Genomic DNA, 20,587 nt, shown 5'->3' with positions numbered 1-20,587 from the left:
AGCGGTCGTCCGGCGTGAGGTAGACGTCGGCCGGCAGCTTGCCGATGGGAATCTTCCAGCGGGGCTGTTGCGTCTGCAGGTCGATGGCCATCAGCTCGTCGCTGTCTTGCATGGAGGCGTAGACGGTGGTGCTCTTGCTGTCGATGGCCAGGTGGCTGGGTGTGCGCGCCGCGCGCACACGAGCCGCCAGCTTGAGCGGCGTGGCGGTGTCCTCGGGCTGCCACTGGTAGATGTCGACGTGGTCCAGCCGGTTGGCGGCGATCACGAACCACTTCATGTCCGGCGAGAAGCGCAGGTGGTAGGGGTCGATGATCTTGGTGATGGTGCGCTGCACCTCGCCCGTCTTGGGGTCGATGAGGGTGAGCGAATCGCTCAGCGCATTGGCCACGACGAGGGATTTCTCGTCGGGCGTGAGGTAGAGGTGGTGCGGCTCCTTGCCGGTGGGGATGCGCCGCAGCTCGGCGTAGCTCACCGGATCGATCACGCTGATCGATGCGTCCAGCGAATTGAGCACGAAGATCGGGTTCGTGGGCTTGTCGCCAGCCGCTGCCGACGAGCATGCCAAGGCGGCCACCAGGGCCAGGAGCGCAGACAACAGCTTCAAAACAGACACTCGCAAGGGCAAACCGCTAGTGTAGGCGGCCGACTCCCGCCGGCCGCCTGACAAATCTCAAGTGCCCCAAGGCTATTCGTCGTCGCCACCCAGGATGCCGCCCAGAAGGCCGCCGGCGCCAAAGCCGCCCAGCACGGAGCCTTCTTCGCGGCTGCCGCCGCGCTGCGGTGCCGCGGCGAACACACGCGACGCCAGGCGCGAGAACGGCAGGCTTTGCAACCACACCGTGCCAGGGCCGGTGAGCTTGGCGAAGAACAGGCCTTCGCCACCGAAGAGCGCGGTCTTGATCTTGCCGACGTACTGGATTTCGAAGTTGACGCTGGGTGTGTAGGCCACCAGGCAGCCGGTGTCGACGAACAGGGTCTGCCCCGGCTGGAGCTCGCGCCGCACCACCGTGCCACCGGCATGCACGAAGGCCAGGCCATCTCCTTCGAGCTTTTGCATGATGAAGCCTTCGCCGCCGAAGAAGCCGGTCGACATCTTCTGCTGGATGTGAATGCCCAGCGACACACCCTTGGCCGCACACAGGAAGGCGTCCTTCTGGCAGATGAGCATGCCGCCGAGCTGGCGCAGGTCCATGGGCAGGATCTTGCCGGGGTACGGCGCGGCAAAGGCCACGCGCAGCTTGCCCGAGCCCTGGTTGGTGTAGACGGTGGTGAACAGCGATTCGCCGGTGATCAGGCGCTTGCCCGCACCCAGCAGCTTGCCGAAGAGGCCGCCGCCCTGGCTCTGCGAACCGTCGCCGAACACCGTGTCCATCGCGATGCCGGCGTCCATGAAGAACATGCTGCCGGCCTCGCCGACCGCGGCCTCGCCGGGATCGAGCTCGACCTCGACGAACTGCATCTCCGAGCCCTTGATTTCGTAGTCCACCACATCCATTGCCACGGTGATTGCTCCAACAGTAGGTTCAAAAGGAGCCGGCATTTTGAGCCATTTCAATGACGTGCCAGCGATAGACTCGGCCCATGCAACACCTGCTGAACCTGCTGGCTGCCATCGCCCTGCTTGTCTGGGGCACGCACATCGTGCGCACCGGCATGCTGCGTGTGTTCGGCGAGAACCTGCGGCGTGTGCTGTCGGGCAGCTTCAGCAACCGCATCAGCGCGGCACTGGCCGGCCTGGGTGTCACGAGCATCGTGCAGTCAAGCACGGCAACCTGCCTGATCGTGGCCTCGTTCGTGGGCAAGGGCCTGGTCACCACAGGCCCGGCGCTCGCCGTGATGCTGGGCGCCGACATGGGCACGAGCCTGATGGCGGTGGTGTTCTCGTTCGATCTATCTTGGTTGTCGCCGCTGCTGATCTTCGTCGGCGTGGTGCTCTTCATTTCACGCCAGAACAGCGCCGCAGGCCGCATCGGCCGCGTGCTCATCGGGCTGGGCCTGATCACGCTCGCTTTGCAGCTCATCGTGGCGGCCACCAAACCGCTCACCGAGGCACCCGCGGTACGCGCGCTGCTGGTCTCGCTGCCCAACGAGATCATGCTCGACATCGTGGTCGGCGCCGTGCTCACCGTGCTCTCGTACTCGAGCCTGGCCATCGTGTTGCTGACGGCCACGCTGGCCGCCTCCGGGATGCTCACCACCTCGGTCGCACTGGGCCTGGTGCTGGGCGCCAACCTGGGCAGCGGCATCCTCGCCATGATCGCCACCAGCGGCGCAGGCCCGCAGGTGCGACGCCTGCCGCTTGGCAACCTGATCTTCAAGGTCATCGGTGCGCTGTTGGTCATCCCCCTGATGCCGCAGGTTCACGTGATGCTGCAGCAGCTGGTGCCCACAGTGCACCAGCAGGTGGTGTTCTTCCACCTCGCCTTCAATGTGGCGCTGGCGCTGATCTTCATCAGCTTCACTGGGCTCGTGGGGCGCACCGTCGACCGCTGGCTGGTGCAGACCACGGTGAGCAGCGGCACACGACCGCGCCACCTCGACCCGGTGGCCCTGGCGACCCCATCGCTGGCCATCAGCTGCGCGGCGCGCGAGGCCTTGCACCAGGCCGATGTGGTCGAGACCATGCTGCGCGGCGTGCTGCCGGTCATACGCAACAATGACCTCGACCTGGCGCAACAGCTGCGCGGGCTCGACGACACCGTCGACGAGCTTTACTCGGCCATCAAGTTCTACCTCACGCAGATCTCGCGCGAAGCGCTCTCGGAGCGCGAAAGCCGCCGCTGGACCGACATCGTCTCGTTCACCATCAACATGGAGCAGATCGGCGACATCATCGAGCGCGTGCTGCAAGACGTGGAGGACAAGAAGGTGCGCAAGAACCGCAGCTTCTCCGATGCCGGCATGGCCGAGATCGTCCACCTGCACGAGCGCCTGCTGGCCAATCTGCGACTTAGCATGAGCGTCTTCCTCGATGGCCACGTGCGCGATGCGCAGAAGCTGCTCGAAGAGAAGGCCCGCTTCCGCGACCTGGAGCACGAGTACGCCGCGGCGCACATCGGGCGCCTGCAGGAGAACACGGCGCAAAGCATCGAGACCAGTTCGCTGCACCTCGACCTCATCAGCGACTTGAAGCGCATCAACTCGCACATCTGCTCGATCGCCTACCCGATCCTCGAAACCGCAGGCGCCTTGTCGAAGACACGCATTCGCCACTCGCGGCTGGCGGCGATGACCGACGAGAACTGAGCCGATCCCCACCTGAGACTCTTCAACACGCCGGAGCCACGCACTGGTTCTGCGGAGGAAAACGCCCCGACCATGAAAAAGCCCCGCCGGTGCATCGCGCATCGGCGGGGCGGTGTGATGGTGGAGCCGGCGGGAATCGAACCCGCGTCCGCAAGCCATCGCCAGGCAGTTCTACATGCGTAGTTGTCTGATTTGGATTTAAGAGCGTTGGTCGCGCAGCAACACGCTACCCCCACCCCGAGCCACTTGATTTAGTCCTGTGCTGAGTAGCCCAACTCAGGACGAGCCAATGTGTATGACTTCGCAGCCTTCGGGTTGCCCCTCAGGCCCGGCCCATCGGCCAACCGTTGCGAAGCTCACCGGTTTTAAGCGGCGAGGGCGTACGTAGAGTCGTTCGCAGTTACTTTGATCCAGATGGATTTACGAGGTGACTGGTCCTCGGCATGCCCTGTTCCAACTCCGCACCCACGTCGAAGCCAGGTCGGCCCCAGGATTCGATAGTTTAGGCCATCGCCAGCAACTTCAAGAGCTGGCCGGGTGTTTCGATGACATGGTTCGCTCCCCAGGCATCGACCGGATCGCCAGCCCCCAGGTAGCCCCAGGCCGCTACGACCGTACCCATGCCGGCAGCCTGACCGGCCTGCACGTCGCGCAGGTCATCGCCCACATAGACGCAGTGCCCGGGCTCCACGTTCATCCTGCGTGCCGCTTCGAGCAGCGGTGCCGGGTGCGGCTTGGAATGCGCCGTGGTGTCACCGCTGACCACCGTGGCGGCCACCGCGTCCAGCCCCAGTTGGCGAACCAGCGGCTCGGTGAAACGCGCCGCTTTGTTGGTCACAATGCCCCAAGGCATGCCCAAGGCATCCAATGCCGCCAGCACCGGCTGCATCTCATCAAAGACCCGTGTCAGCTGGGTCATCCGTTGTTCGTAGCGACTCAAGAATTCGTCACGCAGTTCGGCAAACCCCGTGTCGGCAGGGCCGACCTGCAGGGCGATCCCGACCATGCCGCGCGCACCCGAACCCACCATGGGGCGGAACTGCTCGTAGGGAAGCGCGGGCAGGCCGCGTGCCGTGCGCATGTCGTTGCCCGCACCGGCGAGGTCAGGCGCACTGTCAATCAAGGTGCCGTCGAGATCGAACAGCACTGCGCGAATCGCCCCCATCACTCGGGCTTGCGGCAGGCGAACAGGTAGTTCACGCTGACGTCCGCCGACAGCCAATAGCGGCGTGTCAGCGGGTTGTATTCCATGCCTCGCGTGGACCGGAGTTCGAGCCCCGCATCGCGGCACCACTGGGCCAGCTCGCTCGGGCGAATGAAGCGGGCGTACTCGTGCGTGCCCTGGGGCAGCAACTTGAGCATGTACTCCGCCCCGACGATGGCGAACAGGAATGACTTGGGGTTGCGATTGATCGTGGAGAAGAACACCCAGCCGCCGGGCTTGGCCAAGGTGGCGCAGGCCTTCACGATGGATGACGGATCGGGCACGTGTTCGAGCATCTCCATGCAGGTGACGGTCTCGAAGTGGCCTGGCATCTCGGCAGCCAGATCTTCAGCCGCCACCTCGCGGTATTCGACGCCACTCGTTCCCGCTTCCGCAGCATGCAACTGCGCCACCTTCAATGGCTTGCTGGCCAGATCGACACCCAGAACCTGCGCCCCCTTGCGCGCCATCGAATCGGCCAGGATGCCGCCGCCGCACCCGACGTCGAGCACGCGCCGTCCCTGCAACGGCGCCAAGCCGTTGATCCAATCCAGGCGCAGCGGATTGATCTGGTGCAGAGGGCGAAACTCGCTTTCAGGATCCCACCAGCGATGGGCCAACTCGCTGAATTTGGCGAGTTCTTGAGGGTCGACGTTGGTCATTCTGCGATGGTAACCAAGAGATATCGAAAGGCGCGAAACCCACGCCAGAAACAAAAAACCCCGCCGAAGCGGGGTTTCAAGAGTCAACGCGAAGCGTTTACTTCTTGGTGCGGGTACCGACCACTTCGATTTCGACGCGGCGGTTCTTGGCCTTGCCTTCCTTGGTCTTGTTGTCAGCAACCGGCGACTTCTCGCCCTTGCCTTCAGTGTAGACACGGTTGGCCTCGATGCCCTTGCTCACCAAGTAGGTCTTGACCGACTCGGCACGGGCAACCGACAGCTTCTGGTTGAACGCATCCGAACCATCGGAGTCGGTGTGGCCGACAGCGATGATCACTTCGAGGTTCACACCAGCGGTCTTGCTGACGAGGTCGTCGAGCTTGGCCTTGGCATCGGGCTTCAGAACCGACTTGCCGGTGTCGTAGAAGGCATCAGCGGCGAAGGTGACCTTCTCGCTGACAGGCGCCGGCGGCACAACCACCGGAGCGGGCGGCGCGGCCGGGGCAGGAGCGGGAGCGGGAGCAGGAGCAGGAGCCGCGGCGGGTGCCGGCGGCTTCAGAGCGCCATCGCATTCCGCCTTGGCGGTAGCGGGAGTCCAGTTGGCATCGCGCCAGCACAGATCGCCAGCGCCGTTCTTCCAGGGCAGACCGGAAGAATTGACCCAGTTGTCTGCGCCCGTGGGCGTGGTTTGCGCGAACGCACCAGACATCGTGGCGGCAAGAGTGGCCGAGGCAAAGAGCGATGCGACTTTATTCAGTTTCTTCATGATTCTCCTCTCAAGGAAAGGTGCAGATGTTCTAACAAAACGTCCAAACCGGAATCGGAAAGTACTGGCAAACCCCAAGTATCCCGGGTGTTTCCCACCGACGCGCGATTGTGCCATAGGGTATTCGGCGAATAGGAATTTGCCTTCGTTGCCTCACTTGAGCAGCTGTGATGTTGCGCGACTGCTACAGCCATCCACAGCAACTAGAATCGTGGATTGCGCTCACAGGCCCGCCAGCGCCTGTCCCAACGGCTTTGCCCTCCACCACGAATGACCCAGTTCGCCAAGGAAACCCTGCCCATCAGCCTCGAAGAGGAGATGCGCCGCTCGTACCTGGACTACGCCATGAGCGTGATCGTCGGACGCGCGCTGCCTGACGCACGCGACGGCTTGAAGCCGGTCCATCGACGAGTGCTGTACGCGATGCACGAGTTGAACAACGACTGGAACCGTCCGTACAAGAAGTCGGCCCGTATCGTGGGCGACGTGATCGGCAAGTACCACCCACACGGTGACCAGTCGGTGTATGACACCGCAGTACGCATGGCGCAAGACTTCTCGATGCGCCACATGCTCATCGACGGCCAAGGCAACTTCGGTTCGGTCGACGGCGACAACGCCGCCGCGATGCGCTACACCGAGATCCGCCTGGCCAAGATCGCCCACGAGATGCTGGCTGATCTGGACAAGGAGACGGTCGATTTCGGCCCCAACTACGACGGCTCAGAGAAGGAGCCGCTGGTACTGCCCACTCGCCTGCCGAACCTGCTCGTGAATGGCTCGGGCGGTATCGCCGTGGGCATGGCCACGAATATCCCGCCGCACAACCTGAATGAAGTGGTCGATGCCTGCCTGCATCTGCTGAAAAACCCCCAGGCCACGATTGACGAGTTGATCGAAATCATCCCGGCGCCTGATTTCCCCACTGCCGGCATCATCTACGGCACCAGCGGCGTGCGCGACGGCTATCGCACCGGGCGCGGCAAGGTGGTGATGCGCGCCAAGTGCCATTTCGAAGACATCGACAAGGGCGCGCGCCAAGCCATCATCGTCGACGAGATTCCGTATCAGGTGAACAAGAAAAACCTGCTCGAGCGCATGGCCGAGCTGGTTCACGAGAAGAAGCTCGAAGGCATCAGCCACATCCAGGACGAGTCCGACAAGTCCGGCATGCGCGTGGTGATCGAACTCAAGCGCGGCGAAGTGCCCGAGGTGGTGCTGAACAACCTGTACAAGCAGACGCAGCTGCAGGACACCTTCGGCATGAACATGGTGGCGCTGATCGACAACCAGCCCAAACTGTGCAACCTGAAGGATCTGATCGCGATCTTCCTGGAGCACCGCCGCGAGGTCGTCACACGCCGCACGGTGTTCGAGTTGCGCAAGGCGCGCGAACGCGGCCACGTGCTCGAAGGCCTGGCGGTTGCACTGGCCAACATCGACGAGTTCATCGAGACCATCAAGACCTCGGCCACACCGCCAGTTGCCAAGGCGGCGCTGATGAGCAAGTCGTGGGACTCTTCCCTGGTTCGCGAGATGCTGGCGCGCGCCGAAGGCGAAACCCCCGGCGGCCGCGAGGCCTTCCGCCCCGAGGGCCTGCCGCGCGAGTTCGGCATGCAGGCCGACGGCCTGTACCGACTGTCCGACGACCAGGCCAGCGAGATCCTGCAGATGCGACTGCAGCGCCTCACGGGCCTGGAGCAGGACAAGATCGTCAACGAGTACAAGGAAGTGATGGCCCAGATCGCCGACCTGCTCGACATCCTGGCGACCCCTTCACGCGTGACGACCATCATTTCGGAAGAGCTGCAGGCCATCAAGCTCGAGTTCGGCCAGACCAAGATCGGCGCGCGACGCAGCACCATCGAGCACAACGCGCAGGACCTCGGCACCGAAGACCTGATCACGCCCACCGACATGGTGGTGACGCTCTCGCACACCGGCTACATCAAGAGCCAGGCATTGAGCGAGTACCGCGCGCAGAAGCGCGGTGGCCGCGGCAAGCAGGCAGCGCAGACCAAGGATGACGACTGGATCGACCAGCTCTTCATCGCCAACACGCACGACTACATCCTGTGTTTCACCAACCGCGGCCGCGTGTACTGGCTCAAGGTGTGGGAGGTGCCGCAGGGCTCGCGCGCCTCGCGCGGCAAGCCCATCGTGAACATGTTCCCGCTGCAGCCGGGCGAGAAGGTCAACGTGGTGCTGCCACTGACCGACGGTTTCCGCAGCTTCCCGGCCGACCACTTCGTGTTCTTCGCCACCGCGCAAGGCGTGGTCAAGAAGACATCGCTCGACGAGTTCAGCAACCCGCGCAAGGCCGGCATCATCGCCGTCGATCTGGACGAAGGGGACTACCTGATCGGTGCGGCCCTGACCGACGGCAAGCACGACGTCATGCTATTCAGCGACGGTGGCAAGGCCGTGCGCTTCGATGAAGACGACGTTCGTGCCATGGGCCGCGGCGCCCGCGGCGTGCGCGGCATGATGCTCGACGATGGCCAGAGCGTGATCGCCATGCTGGTGGCCGAAGACGAGACCCAGAGCGTGCTGACAGCCACCGAGAACGGCTACGGCAAGCGCACCAGCATCGTCGAATACACGCGTCACGGTCGCGGCACCAAGGGCATGATCGCCATCCAGCAAACCGAGCGCAACGGCAAGGTGGTGGCTGCCACCTTGGTACGCCCCGCAGACGAGATCATGCTGATCACAGACAAGGGCGTGCTCGTGCGCACCCGCGTCGCCGAGATCCGCGAACTCGGCCGCGCAACCCAGGGTGTCACCCTGATTGCCCTGGACAACGGTGCCAAGCTGAGCGGCTTGCAGCGCATTGTCGAGAACGACGCCAACCCCGAATCGGGCGACGAGCCCACCACCGAAGGCACTGAAGAATGAAGCGACTGATTGGAATCACCCTGCTCTGCGGCGCCAGCCTGGTTCAGGCTCAAACCCAGGCCATCCCCGGCGCGCCGGCCAGCGCAGCCAAGAAGGAGCTGGTGCAACGGCTGTTGACCCTGCAACAACCGGGCTTTGAAAACCTGGGCCGCGACATGGTCGAGCAACCTGCACGGCAGATGATGGGCGCCGCCGGTCAGGTTCTGCAGACCCGGATCCCCCCTGAAAAGCGTGAAGCCATTGCCAAGCAGGTTCAGGATCAGCTGCGCAAATACGGTGATGAGTCCGGCGCCATCGTTCGCGAGAAGACTCCCAAGGTCAGCCAGGCGAGCCTCGCCCCCATGCTGGAAGAGAAGTTCAGCGAAGACGAACTCCGCCAATTGCTGGCCGCGCTTGAAGCCCCCGCATTCAAGAAGTTCCAGCAGACTCAGCCTGAGATGGTCAACGCGTTCAGGCAGGGTCTCGTGAAGGAGATCGAACCGGTCATCGAACCCAAGCTCAAGGCCTTGGAACAAAGCGTCGGCGCTGCGTTGGGCGTACCCGATCCGGCGGCCAGCCAGCCCAAGGGTGCCGCGGCCAAGCCGGCCGCACCTGCTGCCTCGAAGCCAGCTGCCAAGAAATGACGCGAACTGGGTCGCGCCCGGCCAGCCTTCACTCGCCTACGGAGCCAGGCCGCGTGCGAGAATTTGCCTCACGCCATGGCTGATTTGTCCCCCCAACCCAACGCTGAGCTGCTGGGCCTTCGAACACAGATTGACGAAGTCGACCGAGAGTTGCTCGCGCTGCTGAATCGGCGCGCGCAATTGGCTCAGCACGTGGGTGAAGTCAAGAAGAAGGAAGGCTCGGTGGCCTTCCGCCCCGAGCGCGAAGCCCAGGTCATCGACGGCATGAAGGCCGCCAACCCCGGCCCGCTCAAGACAGAGAGTGTGGCGCCCATCTGGCGCGAGATCATGTCCGCCTGCCGGGCGCTGGAAACGCCCACGCGCGTGGCCTACCTGGGCCCGGCCGGCACCTTCAGCGAGGAGGCGGCGCTGGGCTTCTTCGGCTCGTCCATCGTCAAGGTGCCTTGCGCCAGCTTCGACGAGGTCTTCCACGCCACCGCCACCGGCGCCGCCGACTTCGGCGTGGTGCCGGTCGAGAACTCGACCGAAGGCGTGGTCACGCGTTCGCTCGATCTCTTTCTCACCACACCGCTGTTCATCATCGGCGAGACCAGCCTCTTCGTTCAGCACAACCTGCTGCGCAAGGAGAACTCGCTCGACCGCATCGAGACCGTGGTCGCCCATCCGCAAGCGCTGGCGCAATGCCACGGCTGGCTGGGCACCCACCTGCCCCACGCCGAGCGGCGACCGGTGGCAAGCAACGCCGAAGGCGCCCGGCTCGCCGCCGCCGACAGCAAACTCGCCGCGATCGCCAGCGCGCGTGCCGGCAGCGAGTTCGGCCTGCACGTCGTCACCCCGGCGATCCAGGACGAAGCCAACAACCGCACACGTTTCGCGGTGGTCACCCACCCGCAGCGCCATCCGCAGCCCAAGGCCTCGGGCCATGACTGCACCAGCCTGGTCGTCTCGGTCACCAACCGCCCGGGTGCCGTGCACGACATGCTGGTGCCGCTCAAGGTGCATGGTGTGTCGATGACGCGCTTCGAATCCCGCCCCGCCCGCTCGGGCCAGTGGGAGTACTACTTCTATATCGATCTGCAGGGTCACCCCGACCAGCCGCACGTGGCCACCGCCATGCGCGAGTTGCGCGAGGCCTGTGCCTTCTTCAAGTTGCTCGGCACCTACCCGATCGACGTGCACTGAACCAGAGAGCCGAAGCACGATGTTCAACCAGCTTGGCGTGATTGGCTGCGGCCTGATGGGCGGCTCGTTCGCACTCGCATTGAAGCGAGCGGGCCTCGTCAAGCGCGTGATCGGCTACAGCAAGTCGCCGTCCACCACCGAGCGCGCCAAGAAGATGGGCGTGATCGACGACACCGCCGAATCGGCGTTGCTGGCCGTTTCGGGCTCCGACATCGTGCTGATGGCCGTGCCGGTGTCGGCCAGCGAAGCCACCTTCAAGGCGATCCGCCACATGGTGGAACCGGGCGTGCTGTTCATGGACGTCGGCTCGACCAAGCGCGACGTGGTCGACGCTGCACGCCGAGTGCTCAAGGAACGCGTGGGCTCCTTCGTGCCGGCCCACCCCATTGCCGGCAAGGAAGTGTCCGGCGTGTCTCATGCCGATGCCTCGCTGTACGCTGGCCGCCAGGTGATCATCACCCCACTTCCACAGACCGATGCCGACCTGGTGCAGAAGGCCACCGACGTGTGGTCGGCCATCGGCGCGCAGGTGCTGCGCATGACGCCCGAGAACCACGACGCCGCCTTTGCCGCCGTGAGCCACCTGCCCCACATGCTGGCCTTTGCCTTCTTCAACTCGGTGGCCAAGCAGCCGGCAGGGCGTGACTTCCTCTCGCTCGCAGGCCCAGGCTTTCGCGACTTCACCCGCATCGCCGCAGGCGACCCCGAGGTGTGGCGCGACATCCTCATGTCCAACCGCGAAGAGATCCTCAAGCAGTCCATGCGTTTCCGCCATACGCTGGACGCACTCGAGCACGTCATCAAGACCAGCAATGTCGAAGCGCTGGAAGACCTGATCCGCAGCGCCTCCGATGCCCGCGCCAACTGGCAGATGGGTTCCACCAAGCCCGGCTCCTCGCGCTGACGTCTCGCGGCGCGCGGCGCGCACCGTTTCTCTCCCGCACCGCCGATGTACACCACGCCGTTCCTCGACCTTCCCCCGCTGCAATCAGCCCATGGCACCGTGCGGCTGCCGGGCTCCAAGAGCATCTCCAACCGGGTGCTGCTGCTGGCCGGCCTGAGCCGCGGCACGACCACCGTCTACGACCTGCTCGACTCCGACGACACGCAGGTGATGCTGACAGCCCTGCGGCAGCTCGGCTGCGACGTGCAGACCGACGGCACCACAGTTCGCATCACCGGCCTGGGCGGAAAGCTCTCCGTGCGACAGGCCCAGCTCTTCCTCGGCAACGCCGGCACGGCCATGCGCCCGCTGACGGCGGCGCTGGCCGCGCTCACCGCCCAGGGCGGCGGCGAGTTCGACCTGAAGGGCGTGCCGCGCATGCACGAGCGGCCCATCGGCGATCTGGTCGATGCCTTGCGGCAGCTCGGCTGCGCCATCGACTACCTGGGGCAGGACGGCTATCCACCGCTGCGCCTGAAGGGCGGTGCACTCCGAACGACCGAGCCGATCCGTGTCCGCGGCGACGTGTCGAGCCAGTTCCTGACTGCCCTGCTGCTTGCACTGCCGCTGGTGTCGAGCGCCAATCCCATCACCATCGAAGTGGTGGGCGAGCTGATCTCCAAACCCTACGTGGAGATCACGCTCAACCTGCTGCGGCGCTTCGGCATCGAGGTGCAGCGCGATGGCTGGCAGCACTTCGTCATCCCTCAAGGCAGCGAATACCGGTCGCCGGGCAGCATCCACGTCGAGGCCGACGCCTCCTCGGCCTCCTACTTCATCGCGCTTGGCGCAATCGCCGGACATGAGAGCTGGCCGGTGCGGATCGAGGGCGTGGGCAGCGATTCGATCCAGGGCGACATCCGCTTCATCGAAGCGGCCCGCCTGATGGGCGCCGAGGTCTCGAGCGGCCCCGGCTGGCTGGAAGTGCGCCGAGGCGCCTGGCCGCTCAAGGCCATCACCCTCGACTGCAACCACATCCCCGACGCCGCGATGACACTCGCCGTGATGGCGCTCTATGCCGACGGCACCACCCGGCTCACCAACATCGCGAGCTGGCGCGTCAAGGAAACCGACCGCATCGCCGCCATGGCCACGGAGCTGCGCAAGCTCGGCGCCACCGTAACCGAGGGCAGCGACTTCATCGAGGTCACCCCGCCTGCCGCCTGGACACCCGCCTCCATCCACACCTACGACGACCACCGCGTCGCCATGTGCTTCTCGCTGGCCGCCTACAACCCGGCCGGCCAGCCGGTGCGCATCCTCGACCCACGCTGCGTGGGCAAGACCTTCCCCGACTACTTCGAGACGCTCTTCTCGGTCGCCCGCACCGACACCGCGTCCATCCCGGTGATCACCATCGACGGGCCCACCGCCTCGGGCAAGGGCACGCTTGCCAGCGCCGTCGCCCAGGCCCTGGGCTATCACTTCCTCGATTCCGGCGCGCTGTACCGCGCAACCGCCCTGGCCGCCATGAAGGCCGGCGTCTCCGAGACGGACGAGACCGGACTGGCCGCCACGGCCGCCGGACTCAAGCTGCGCTTTGTCAACCAACAGATCTGGCTGGCGGGCACCGAGGTGAGCGACGAACTGCGCCGCGAAGACGTCGGCGCCATGGCTTCCAAGGTCTCGGCCTGGCCCAGCGTGCGCGCCGCCTTGCTCCAGTTGCAGCTGAGCCACCGGCGCCTGCCCGGCCTGGTGGCCGACGGGCGCGACATGGGCACCGTCATCTTCCCCGCCGCCCACCTCAAGGTGTTCGTGGTGGCGAGCGCCGCCGTGCGCGCAGAAAGACGACATAAGCAGTTGATTTCTAAGGGAATTTCAACTAATATCGACACTCTTCGTGCTGACTTGGAAGCGCGTGACGCCCGCGATCAATCGCGCAGCGTTTCGCCTTTGAAGCCGGCTGAAGATGCGATGGTGCTGGACAACTCGGCACTCACCGTCGACGAATGCGTCTCGGTGGTACTGGGTTGGTGGCAGCAGCGTCGCCCGTTCGGCTGAACCTGCCTTCCCCAGGGCGGGCCCAGCCGGGCAAAGTTCCACAGCTTTCCCTCCTGCGCTGCTTGCGCGCCGAAGCTGTGGGGTGTTCAACCTAACCCGCAACGCAAGTTGCACCGGAAAGTCCAAATGCCTCAAACCCAAACTACCGCCCCTGCCGGGATGGAATCTTTCGCCGCCCTGTTCGAAGAATCTCTGAACAAATCGGAGATGCGCACCGGTGAAGTCATCACGGCCGAAGTCGTGCGTGTGGAGCACAGCTTCGTGGTGGTCAACGCTGGCCTCAAGTCCGAAGCCTACGTTCCCATTGAAGAATTCAAGAACGACCAGGGTGAGCTCGAAGTTCAGCCTGGCGATTTCGTCTCGGTGGCCATCGACGCCGTCGAGAACGGCTACGGCGACACCATCCTGTCGCGCGACAAGGCCAAGCGCCTGGCCTCGTGGCTGTCGCTGGAGAACTCGCTCGAATCCGGCGAGTTCGTGACCGGCACCGTCAACGGCAAGGTCAAGGGCGGCCTGACCGTCCTGGTCAACGGCATCCGCGCCTTCCTGCCCGGATCGCTCCTCGACACCCGCCCCGTGAAGGACATGAGCCCGTTCGAGGGCAAGACCATGGACTTCAAGGTCATCAAGCTCGACCGCAAGCGCAACAACGTCGTGCTGTCGCGCCGTGCCGTGGTCGAAGCCTCGATGGGCGAAGAGCGCAGCAAGCTGCTGAGCACCCTGTCCGAAGGCGCCATCGTCACCGGCGTGGTCAAGAACATCACCGAATACGGTGCGTTCGTCGACCTCGGCGGCATCGACGGCCTGCTGCACATCACCGACATGGCCTGGCGCCGTGTCCGCCACCCGAGCGAAGTCGTTCAGGTCGGCCAGGAACTGCAAGCCAAGGTCCTCAAGTTCGACGCCGAGAAGAACCGCGTCTCGCTGGGCATCAAGCAGCTGGGTGACGACCCGTGGCACGGCGTGTCGCGCCGCTACCCGAACGGCACCCGCCTGTTCGGCAAGATCACGAACATCGCCGACTACGGCGCGTTCGTCGAGATCGAGCCGGGCATCGAAGGCCTGGTGCACGTCTCCGAGATGGACTGGACCAACAAGAACGTTGCTCCGAACAAGATCGTCTCGCTGGGCGACGAAGTCGAAGTCATGGTCCTCGAGATCGACGAAGACAAGCGCCGCATCAGCCTGGGCATGAAGCAGTGCAAGGCCAACCCGTGGGAAGAGTTCTCCGGCACGGTGCAGCGCGGCGACAAGGTCAAGGGCCCGGTGAAGTCGATCACCGACTTCGGCGTGTTCATCGGCCTGTCGGCTGGCATCGATGGTCTGGTGCACCTGTCCGACCTGTCCTGGAACGAGCCGGGCGAAGTGGCTGTGCGCAACTACAAGAAGGGCCAGGAAGTCGAAGCCGTCGTGCTGGCCGTCGATGTGGAACGCGAGCGCATCTCCCTGGGCATCAAGCAGCTCGACTCCGACCCGTTCACCAGCTACACCTCGGTCAATGACCGCGGCCAGACCGTGACCGGCAAGGTCAAGACGGTCGACGCCCGTGGCGCCGAGATCCAGCTGAACGACGACGTGACCGGCTACCTGCGTGCCTCTGAAATCAGCCGCGACCGCGTCGAAGACGCACGCAACGTGCTGAAGGAAGGCGACGAAGTCAACGCCCTGATCATCAACGTCGACCGCAAGACGCGTTCGATCCAGTTGTCGATCAAGGCCAAGGACAACGCCGACCAGCAAGAAGCCATGACGCGCCTGTCGCAAAGCAACGAGCGCGAAACGGCTGGCACCACCAGCCTGGGCGCGCTGCTGCGTGCCAAGCTCGACAACAAGGACAACGGCTGAGCCGTTCCTGAAACGCCGAACCACAGGATCTGACAGGACCCATGACACGCTCCGATCTCGTTGCAAAGCTGGCCGAGCAGTTCGGCCAGCTGACTCACCGTGACACGGAGTTCGCCGTCAAGACCATCCTGGATGCGATGTCCGACGCGCTCGCGCGCGGGCACCGCATCGAGATCCGCGGCTTCGGCAGCTTCTCGATCAACCGCCGGCCGCCGCGCATGGGGCGCAACCCCCGTTCCGGCGAGCAGGTGGTGATCCCCGAGAAGCTCGTTCCCCACTTCAAGCCTGGCAAGGCCCTGCGTGAGGCAGTGGATGCCCAGGTGACGCTCCCCGACGACTCGGCTGCCCCGGCCACCACACCGGCCACAGGCACCTGAACCACAGCCCGGCTTGGGGTCACCTGACCCTAGAATCGAAGCCCGGAGTTGTGATGAAAATCCTCGTTTGGCTCGTTCGAGCCGCCCTCTTCTTCCTCTTGCTTGCGTTCGCGCTGAACAACCAGCACGAGGCCAGCCTCAAGTGGTTCTTCGGCCAGGAATGGCGCACGCCGATGGTGTTCATCGTGCTGAGTGCCTTCACGCTTGGCTGCATCTTTGGCGTGCTCGCCATGGTGCCCAGCTGGTGGCAGCACCGGCGCGCTGCGCGCAGACAGCAAGACGAGATCCAGACGCCCGAAGCGGCGGAACCACGGCGCCCCGACCCGTCCCTGCCCAGCGACTCCAAGCTCTTGCAACATGAACTTTGACCTGCAGTGGCTGCTGCTCGGCCTGCCCATCGCCTTTGCACTCGGGTGGTTGGGTTCGCGCCTCGATCTGCGGCAGTGGAAGCGCGAGCAGCACGATTCGCCCAAGGCCTACTTCAAGGGCCTGAACCTGCTGCTGAACGAACAGCAGGACAAGGCCATCGACGCCTTCATCGAGGCCGTGCAGCACGACCCCGACACCACCGACCTGCACTTCGCGCTCGGCAACCTGTTCCGACGCCGTGGCGAGTACGAGCGCGCTGTGCGCGTGCACCAGCACCTGGTGAGCCGCGCCGACCTCCCCCGCGCCGAACGTGACCGTGCCCAGCACGCGCTGGCACAAGACTTCATGAAGGCCGGCCTGTTCGACCGCGCCGAGAACGCCTACAAGGAACTCGAAGGCACGCCCTTCGACACCGAGGCCCGCCTGGCCCTGCTCACCTTGCACGAGCGCTCGCGCGACTGGCGCGCGGCCGTCGCGGTGGCGCAGAAGCTCGAGCACAGCGGCACTGCCTCGTTTGCCTCCCGCATCGCGCACTACTGGTGCGAGATCGCGCTGGAGGCCGACGCACACAAACAGACCGCCGAAGCTGACGATGCCCTGCGCCACGCCCGCGAGGCGGCTCCCAACGCATCGCGCCCGATGGTGCTGGACGGCCAGCGCGCCCACGCCCGCGGCGACCACGCCCAAGCCCTGAAGGCCTGGGGCGATCTGCTGGCCGCCCACCCGACGGCCTTCAACCTGGTTGCACGCGACTACGCCACCAGCGCCAAGGCCAGCGGCGAGCAGGCCGCCGGGCTGGAACGCCTGCAGGCGCTCTACCGCCGTGCCCCGACCATGGACCTGCTAGCGGCCATCGCCATCCTCGACCCGGCACCCGCGGCCCAGCGCCGCCGCCTGCTCAGCCACCTGCAGGAGCAGCCCATCCTGTCGGCTGCGCAGGAGTTGCTGCGCCAATCCACCGTCGAGAACGCGCCGCTCGACGCCACCGAGACGCAAAGCCTCAGCACCGCCGTGAGCCGCGCGGCCAAGCCTCTGCAACGTTACCGCTGCGCCGCCTGCGGCTTCGAGGCCCAGCACTACTTCTGGCAATGCCCCGGCTGCCTCAGCTGGGACAGCTACCCGCCCCAACGTCTGGAGGATCTCTGATGCCGCAACCCGTGGTCACACGTGAACGCCTGTCGGCCGCACGGGTGCTTGTCGTCGGCGACGCGATGCTCGACCGCTACTGGTTCGGTGCCGTCGACCGCATCTCGCCCGAGGCGCCGGTGCCGGTGGTCAAGGTCAACCGCGAAGAAGAGCGCCTGGGCGGTGCCGCCAACGTGGCCCTCAACGCCAAGGTGCTGGGCGCACAGGCCACGCTGCTCACGGTGGTCGGACAGGACGAACCCGCCCGCAAGCTGCGGCAGTTGCTGGAACAGCAGGGCGTGAAGACGCTGCTCGGCGAAGACCCGCAGCTCTACACCATCGTCAAGCTGCGCGTCATCGGGCGCTCGCAGCAACTGATCCGCGTGGACTTCGAGAACGCCCCCGACCACGAAGTGCTGGCCGACATGCTGGGCGACTTCGAGCGTGCCCTGCCCAGCCACGATGCCGTGCTGTTTTCCGACTACGGCAAGGGCGGCCTGGAACACATCCCGCGCATGATCGAGATGGCGCGCAAGGCGGGCAAGCCGGTGCTGGTCGACCCCAAGGGCAGCGACTACGCGCGCTACGCCGGCGCCACAGTCATCACCCCCAACCGTGCCGAGCTGGCGCAGGTGATCGGCAGTTGGAGCAGCGAAGCCCAGTTGCACGAACGTGCCCATGCATTGCGCGAGAAGCTCGGTCTCAGCGGCCTGCTGCTCACGCGTTCGGAAGAAGGCATGTCCTTGTTCGACGCTGCCGGCGAATCGCGCGTTCCGGCCCAGGCCCGCGAGGTGTTCGACGTCACCGGCGCCGGTGACACCGTGATCGCCACGCTGGCCGCCATGCTGGCCTGTGGGCTCAGCCTGCGCGAGGCCATGCCCATCGCCAACCGCGCCGGCGGGATCGTCGTCGGCAAGTTCGGCACGGCCACGCTCACCTACGAGGAGTTGTTCGCATGAGAGTTGTCGTCACGGGCGCCGCCGGCATGATCGGCAGCAACATCGTCCATGGGCTGAACGCCATCGGCATCGACGACGTGATCGCCGTCGACGACCTCACCGACGGCCCCAAGTACCGCAACCTGCTGGGCGCGAAGATCAGCGACTACTTCGACAAGACCGAGTTCTACGGCCGCTTCGCGCGCGGCGACTTCGGCCGCATCGACGCCGTGCTGCACCAGGGCGCCTGCTCCGACACCATGGAGCACAACGGGCGCTTCATGCTCGACACCAACTACCGCTGCTCGAAGGACCTGCTCGACGCCTGCCAGGCGCAAGGCACGCGGCTGCTCTACGCGTCGTCGGCCGCCACCTACGGCGGCAGCGACACCTTCCGCGAGGAGCCGGCCTTCGAGCAGCCGCTCAACGTGTACGGCTACTCCAAGCTGCTGTTCGACAACGTGGTGCGCCGCATGTTGCCCACCGCCACCACGCAAGTTGCGGGCTTCCGCTACTTCAACGTCTACGGCCCGCGCGAGCAGCACAAGGGCCGCATGGCCTCGGTGGCATTCCACAACTTCAACCAGTTCCGCGACAACGGCAAGCTCAAGCTGTTCGGCGAGTACGCCGGCTACGGCCCGGGCCAGCAGACGCGCGACTTCATCTACGTCGACGACGTGGTGGCGGTGAACCTGTGGTTCCTGCAGAACCCAGGCAAGAGCGGCATCTTCAACCTCGGCACCGGCCACGCCCAGCCCTTCAACGACGTGGCGGTGGCCGTGGCCAACGCCTCGCGATCCATCAAGGGTGAGGCGGCGTTGCCGCTCGATCAACTCGTGAACCAAGGCCTGATCGAGTACATCGACTTCCCCGCGGCACTGGTCGGCAAGTACCAGTGCTACACGCAGGCCGACATGAGCCGCCTGCGCGCCGCCGGCTGCAACCACGTGTTCGCCGACGTGGCAACGGGCGTGGCGCGCTACGTCGCGTGGCTGGCCCAGCAGAAGGCCTGAGGCTCCTCCCACCTCCGGGCGCCCCTGTCCGGCGGCCCTCCTGAAGGGGACTGCCTTCTGCGCCTTGCGTGGCTACAGTGCCGCCCAGGGGTGCAGGAGGTCTGCGCTCCGCCAACAAGACCACAAGGGAGTTGAATCATGATCAAGAAGCTGTTGTGCGTGCTCGCCATGCTGTTCGCCACCGCCACCGCCTGGGCGGCCGTCGAGGTGAACAAGGCCGATCAGGCCACGCTGGAGTCGGTGAAGGGCATCGGCACCAAGATGTCGACCCGCATCCTCGACGAGCGCAAGAAGTCGCCGTTCAAGGACTGGTCCGACCTGATGGCCCGCGTCAAGGGCGTGAAGGAAGGCGCTGCCACCAAGCTGTCCAAGGAAGGCCTCACCGTCAACGGCGCCAGCTACCAGGGCGCTGCCGTGACGGCCAAGCCTGCGACGAAGAAAGACACCACGACGAAGTGATCGCAGCGCATTCGCTGCTTCACCTCACGGCCTGCCGGCACACCGCCCGCAGGCCGTTGTCATTCCAGCTCGGTGGTGTGGAAGTCGCTGTCGGCCACCGGCCCGCCGCGTGGCCGCGAGCGCCGCTCCCAGCCGAAGAAGGCAGTCACCTCGTCGCGCCGGGCCATGGTGTCCGACGCACCCAGCGCCACCAGTTCGCGTGTGTAGGCCTCCTCGAACAACAGGTAGCTCGCCAAGGCGGCACCGCGCGTGTCGGCCCCCTTGCCGCTGACGCCGATGCCACGCAGCAGCGCACGGATCGACCTCGGCAGGCTGTTCACGTGCTTGGCGGCCAGGTCATCGAGGCGCTGCGACGGCGCCACCACCAGCACCTCGATCGGCTTCAGGCTGGTCGATGCACGCGCCTCGGGCGGCAGCAGCGAGAGCGTGTTGTTGATGCGCTGCAGGCGCTCCACGTCCACCGCCAGCGCGTCCAGGAAGATGTTGGACAACGCATGGCCCGCGATCTGTGCGAAGTTGGGGTAGGCCCCGCTCACCTTGCGCCGCCCCGGCGGCTCATGCATGCGGCCTGCACCGATCACCAGGATGCGCGAGGCACCGAGATGAACCGCCGGTGAAATGGGCGCCGACTGCCGCATCGACCCGTCGCCGAAGAACTCGGTGATGCCATCGAAGGGCAAGGGCACGGCCGGGAAGACGAAGGGGATGGCCGCCGAGGCCAGCAGGTGCGGCACCGTGATCGGGCTGCGCACCGCCACGCGCTGCGAGCGGTTCCAGGGCACGAACTCTTGCTTGGAGTCGTAGAAGGTGACGTGCGTGCCCGAGCTGTAGCTCGATGCCGTGACAGCCAGCGCCTGCAGGTGGCCGGCCGCCATCATCTCGGGCAGGCGCTCCACCGCCACCATGTCGTTGAGCAGCCCTTCCAGCGGCGAGTTG

Annotated in this window: 19 protein-coding genes and 1 other RNA gene; 13 read left to right on the top strand and 7 right to left on the bottom strand. The window is 65.4% G+C overall.

Features of this window, described 5'->3' with window-relative positions; genetic code table 11:
* Nucleotides 1–613 (bottom strand): YncE family protein (locus VFL64_RS11265; protein ID WP_489540468.1); only part of this gene is annotated, 613 nt, incomplete at its 3' end.
* A gap of 72 nt (nt 614–685) precedes the next feature.
* Entirely contained in the window at nt 686–1,501 is an 816-nt protein-coding gene (locus VFL64_RS11260) for a TIGR00266 family protein (protein ID WP_489540467.1), read from the bottom strand.
* 80 nt (nt 1,502–1,581) lie between these two features.
* On the opposite strand from VFL64_RS11260, the gene VFL64_RS11255 reads away from it, so the two are divergent.
* The gene (locus VFL64_RS11255; RefSeq protein ID WP_489540466.1) at nt 1,582–3,246 is read left to right on the top strand and encodes a Na/Pi cotransporter family protein; all 1,665 of its coding nucleotides are present in this window, start codon (nt 1,582–1,584) and stop codon (nt 3,244–3,246) included.
* Between the two features lie 118 nt (nt 3,247–3,364).
* On the opposite strand, the gene ssrA is transcribed toward VFL64_RS11255, so the two are convergent.
* The 4 genes from ssrA to ompA form a co-directional block, all read right to left on the bottom strand.
* Nucleotides 3,365–3,735: a transfer-messenger RNA gene (gene ssrA / locus VFL64_RS11250) on the bottom strand.
* A 13-nt stretch (nt 3,736–3,748) separates the two neighbouring features.
* Nucleotides 3,749–4,411 carry a phosphoglycolate phosphatase gene (gene gph / locus VFL64_RS11245; protein ID WP_489540465.1) on the bottom strand — a complete coding sequence of 221 codons (663 nt, stop codon included), beginning with the start codon at nt 4,409–4,411 and terminating at the stop codon, nt 3,749–3,751.
* Complete coding sequence (gene ubiG / locus VFL64_RS11240; protein ID WP_489540464.1) at nt 4,411–5,112, bottom strand: bifunctional 2-polyprenyl-6-hydroxyphenol methylase/3-demethylubiquinol 3-O-methyltransferase UbiG; 702 nt, start codon at nt 5,110–5,112, stop codon at nt 4,411–4,413. Before ubiG ends, gph begins: the two co-directional genes overlap by 1 nt.
* A gap of 97 nt (nt 5,113–5,209) precedes the next feature.
* Nucleotides 5,210–5,878: an outer membrane protein OmpA gene (gene ompA, locus VFL64_RS11235; RefSeq protein ID WP_489540469.1), complete on the bottom strand. Its 669-nt coding sequence runs from the start codon at nt 5,876–5,878 to the stop codon at nt 5,210–5,212.
* Between the two features lie 270 nt (nt 5,879–6,148).
* Here ompA and gyrA point away from each other — a divergent pair, with 270 nt between their 5' ends.
* The 12 genes from gyrA to VFL64_RS11175 all read left to right on the top strand — a co-directional run bounded on the left by gyrA (nt 6,149) and on the right by VFL64_RS11175 (nt 19,651).
* Nucleotides 6,149–8,776, top strand: coding sequence for a DNA gyrase subunit A (gyrA, locus tag VFL64_RS11230; protein ID WP_489540463.1), 2,628 nt, complete (start codon nt 6,149–6,151; stop codon nt 8,774–8,776).
* A complete protein-coding gene (locus VFL64_RS11225; RefSeq protein WP_489540462.1) occupies nt 8,773–9,399 on the top strand; it encodes a DUF2059 domain-containing protein in 627 nt (208 codons plus the stop codon). Before gyrA ends, VFL64_RS11225 begins: the two co-directional genes overlap by 4 nt.
* A gap of 75 nt (nt 9,400–9,474) precedes the next feature.
* Complete coding sequence (gene pheA / locus VFL64_RS11220; RefSeq protein ID WP_489540461.1) at nt 9,475–10,581, top strand: prephenate dehydratase; 1,107 nt, start codon at nt 9,475–9,477, stop codon at nt 10,579–10,581.
* Between the two features lie 19 nt (nt 10,582–10,600).
* On the top strand, nt 10,601–11,485 hold the full coding sequence (locus tag VFL64_RS11215; RefSeq protein ID WP_489540460.1) for a prephenate dehydrogenase: 885 nt from the start codon (nt 10,601–10,603) through the stop codon (nt 11,483–11,485).
* Between the two features lie 45 nt (nt 11,486–11,530).
* The gene (locus VFL64_RS11210) at nt 11,531–13,525 is read left to right on the top strand and encodes a bifunctional 3-phosphoshikimate 1-carboxyvinyltransferase/cytidylate kinase (RefSeq protein WP_489540459.1); all 1,995 of its coding nucleotides are present in this window, start codon (nt 11,531–11,533) and stop codon (nt 13,523–13,525) included.
* 126 nt (nt 13,526–13,651) lie between these two features.
* On the top strand, nt 13,652–15,370 hold the full coding sequence (rpsA, locus tag VFL64_RS11205; RefSeq protein WP_489540458.1) for a 30S ribosomal protein S1: 1,719 nt from the start codon (nt 13,652–13,654) through the stop codon (nt 15,368–15,370).
* A 41-nt stretch (nt 15,371–15,411) separates the two neighbouring features.
* Entirely contained in the window at nt 15,412–15,747 is a 336-nt protein-coding gene (locus VFL64_RS11200; protein WP_489540457.1) for an integration host factor subunit beta, read from the top strand.
* A gap of 53 nt (nt 15,748–15,800) precedes the next feature.
* A complete protein-coding gene (locus VFL64_RS11195) occupies nt 15,801–16,115 on the top strand; it encodes a LapA family protein (RefSeq protein ID WP_489540456.1) in 315 nt (104 codons plus the stop codon).
* Nucleotides 16,105–17,262: a lipopolysaccharide assembly protein LapB gene (lapB, locus tag VFL64_RS11190; protein WP_489540455.1), complete on the top strand. Its 1,158-nt coding sequence runs from the start codon at nt 16,105–16,107 to the stop codon at nt 17,260–17,262. The genes VFL64_RS11195 and lapB overlap by 11 nt, the downstream gene beginning before the upstream one ends.
* Nucleotides 17,262–18,200 carry a D-glycero-beta-D-manno-heptose-7-phosphate kinase gene (gene rfaE1, locus VFL64_RS11185; protein ID WP_489540454.1) on the top strand — a complete coding sequence of 313 codons (939 nt, stop codon included), beginning with the start codon at nt 17,262–17,264 and terminating at the stop codon, nt 18,198–18,200. Before lapB ends, rfaE1 begins: the two co-directional genes overlap by 1 nt.
* Complete coding sequence (gene rfaD, locus VFL64_RS11180) at nt 18,197–19,192, top strand: ADP-glyceromanno-heptose 6-epimerase (RefSeq protein ID WP_489540453.1); 996 nt, start codon at nt 18,197–18,199, stop codon at nt 19,190–19,192. Before rfaE1 ends, rfaD begins: the two co-directional genes overlap by 4 nt.
* A 138-nt stretch (nt 19,193–19,330) precedes the next feature.
* The gene (locus VFL64_RS11175; RefSeq protein WP_489540452.1) at nt 19,331–19,651 is read left to right on the top strand and encodes a ComEA family DNA-binding protein; all 321 of its coding nucleotides are present in this window, start codon (nt 19,331–19,333) and stop codon (nt 19,649–19,651) included.
* A gap of 59 nt (nt 19,652–19,710) precedes the next feature.
* On the opposite strand, the gene VFL64_RS11170 is transcribed toward VFL64_RS11175, so the two are convergent.
* On the bottom strand, nt 19,711–20,587 hold an 877-nt coding region (locus VFL64_RS11170; protein WP_489540451.1), incomplete at its 5' end, for a patatin-like phospholipase family protein.

This window comes from Rhizobacter sp. (genome assembly GCF_035702065.1).
GTDB lineage: Bacteria > Pseudomonadota > Gammaproteobacteria > Burkholderiales > Burkholderiaceae_C > Rhizobacter.
The sequence above is the reverse complement of the archived record's forward strand: the minus strand, read 5'-3'. Positions and strand labels throughout refer to the sequence as shown.

Coding starts and splice junctions, on each gene's coding strand:
- VFL64_RS11255 (WP_489540466.1), top strand. CDS start 1,582: ATGCAACACCTGCTGAACCTGCTGGCTGCCATCGCCCTGCTTGTCTGG.
- gph (WP_489540465.1), bottom strand. CDS start 4,411: ATGGGGGCGATTCGCGCAGTGCTGTTCGATCTCGACGGCACCTTGATT.
- ubiG (WP_489540464.1), bottom strand. CDS start 5,112: ATGACCAACGTCGACCCTCAAGAACTCGCCAAATTCAGCGAGTTGGCC.
- ompA (WP_489540469.1), bottom strand. CDS start 5,878: ATGAAGAAACTGAATAAAGTCGCATCGCTCTTTGCCTCGGCCACTCTT.
- gyrA (WP_489540463.1), top strand. CDS start 6,149: ATGACCCAGTTCGCCAAGGAAACCCTGCCCATCAGCCTCGAAGAGGAG.
- VFL64_RS11225 (WP_489540462.1), top strand. CDS start 8,773: ATGAAGCGACTGATTGGAATCACCCTGCTCTGCGGCGCCAGCCTGGTT.
- pheA (WP_489540461.1), top strand. CDS start 9,475: ATGGCTGATTTGTCCCCCCAACCCAACGCTGAGCTGCTGGGCCTTCGA.
- VFL64_RS11215 (WP_489540460.1), top strand. CDS start 10,601: ATGTTCAACCAGCTTGGCGTGATTGGCTGCGGCCTGATGGGCGGCTCG.
- VFL64_RS11210 (WP_489540459.1), top strand. CDS start 11,531: ATGTACACCACGCCGTTCCTCGACCTTCCCCCGCTGCAATCAGCCCAT.
- rpsA (WP_489540458.1), top strand. CDS start 13,652: ATGCCTCAAACCCAAACTACCGCCCCTGCCGGGATGGAATCTTTCGCC.
- VFL64_RS11200 (WP_489540457.1), top strand. CDS start 15,412: ATGACACGCTCCGATCTCGTTGCAAAGCTGGCCGAGCAGTTCGGCCAG.
- VFL64_RS11195 (WP_489540456.1), top strand. CDS start 15,801: ATGAAAATCCTCGTTTGGCTCGTTCGAGCCGCCCTCTTCTTCCTCTTG.
- lapB (WP_489540455.1), top strand. CDS start 16,105: ATGAACTTTGACCTGCAGTGGCTGCTGCTCGGCCTGCCCATCGCCTTT.
- rfaE1 (WP_489540454.1), top strand. CDS start 17,262: ATGCCGCAACCCGTGGTCACACGTGAACGCCTGTCGGCCGCACGGGTG.
- rfaD (WP_489540453.1), top strand. CDS start 18,197: ATGAGAGTTGTCGTCACGGGCGCCGCCGGCATGATCGGCAGCAACATC.
- VFL64_RS11175 (WP_489540452.1), top strand. CDS start 19,331: ATGATCAAGAAGCTGTTGTGCGTGCTCGCCATGCTGTTCGCCACCGCC.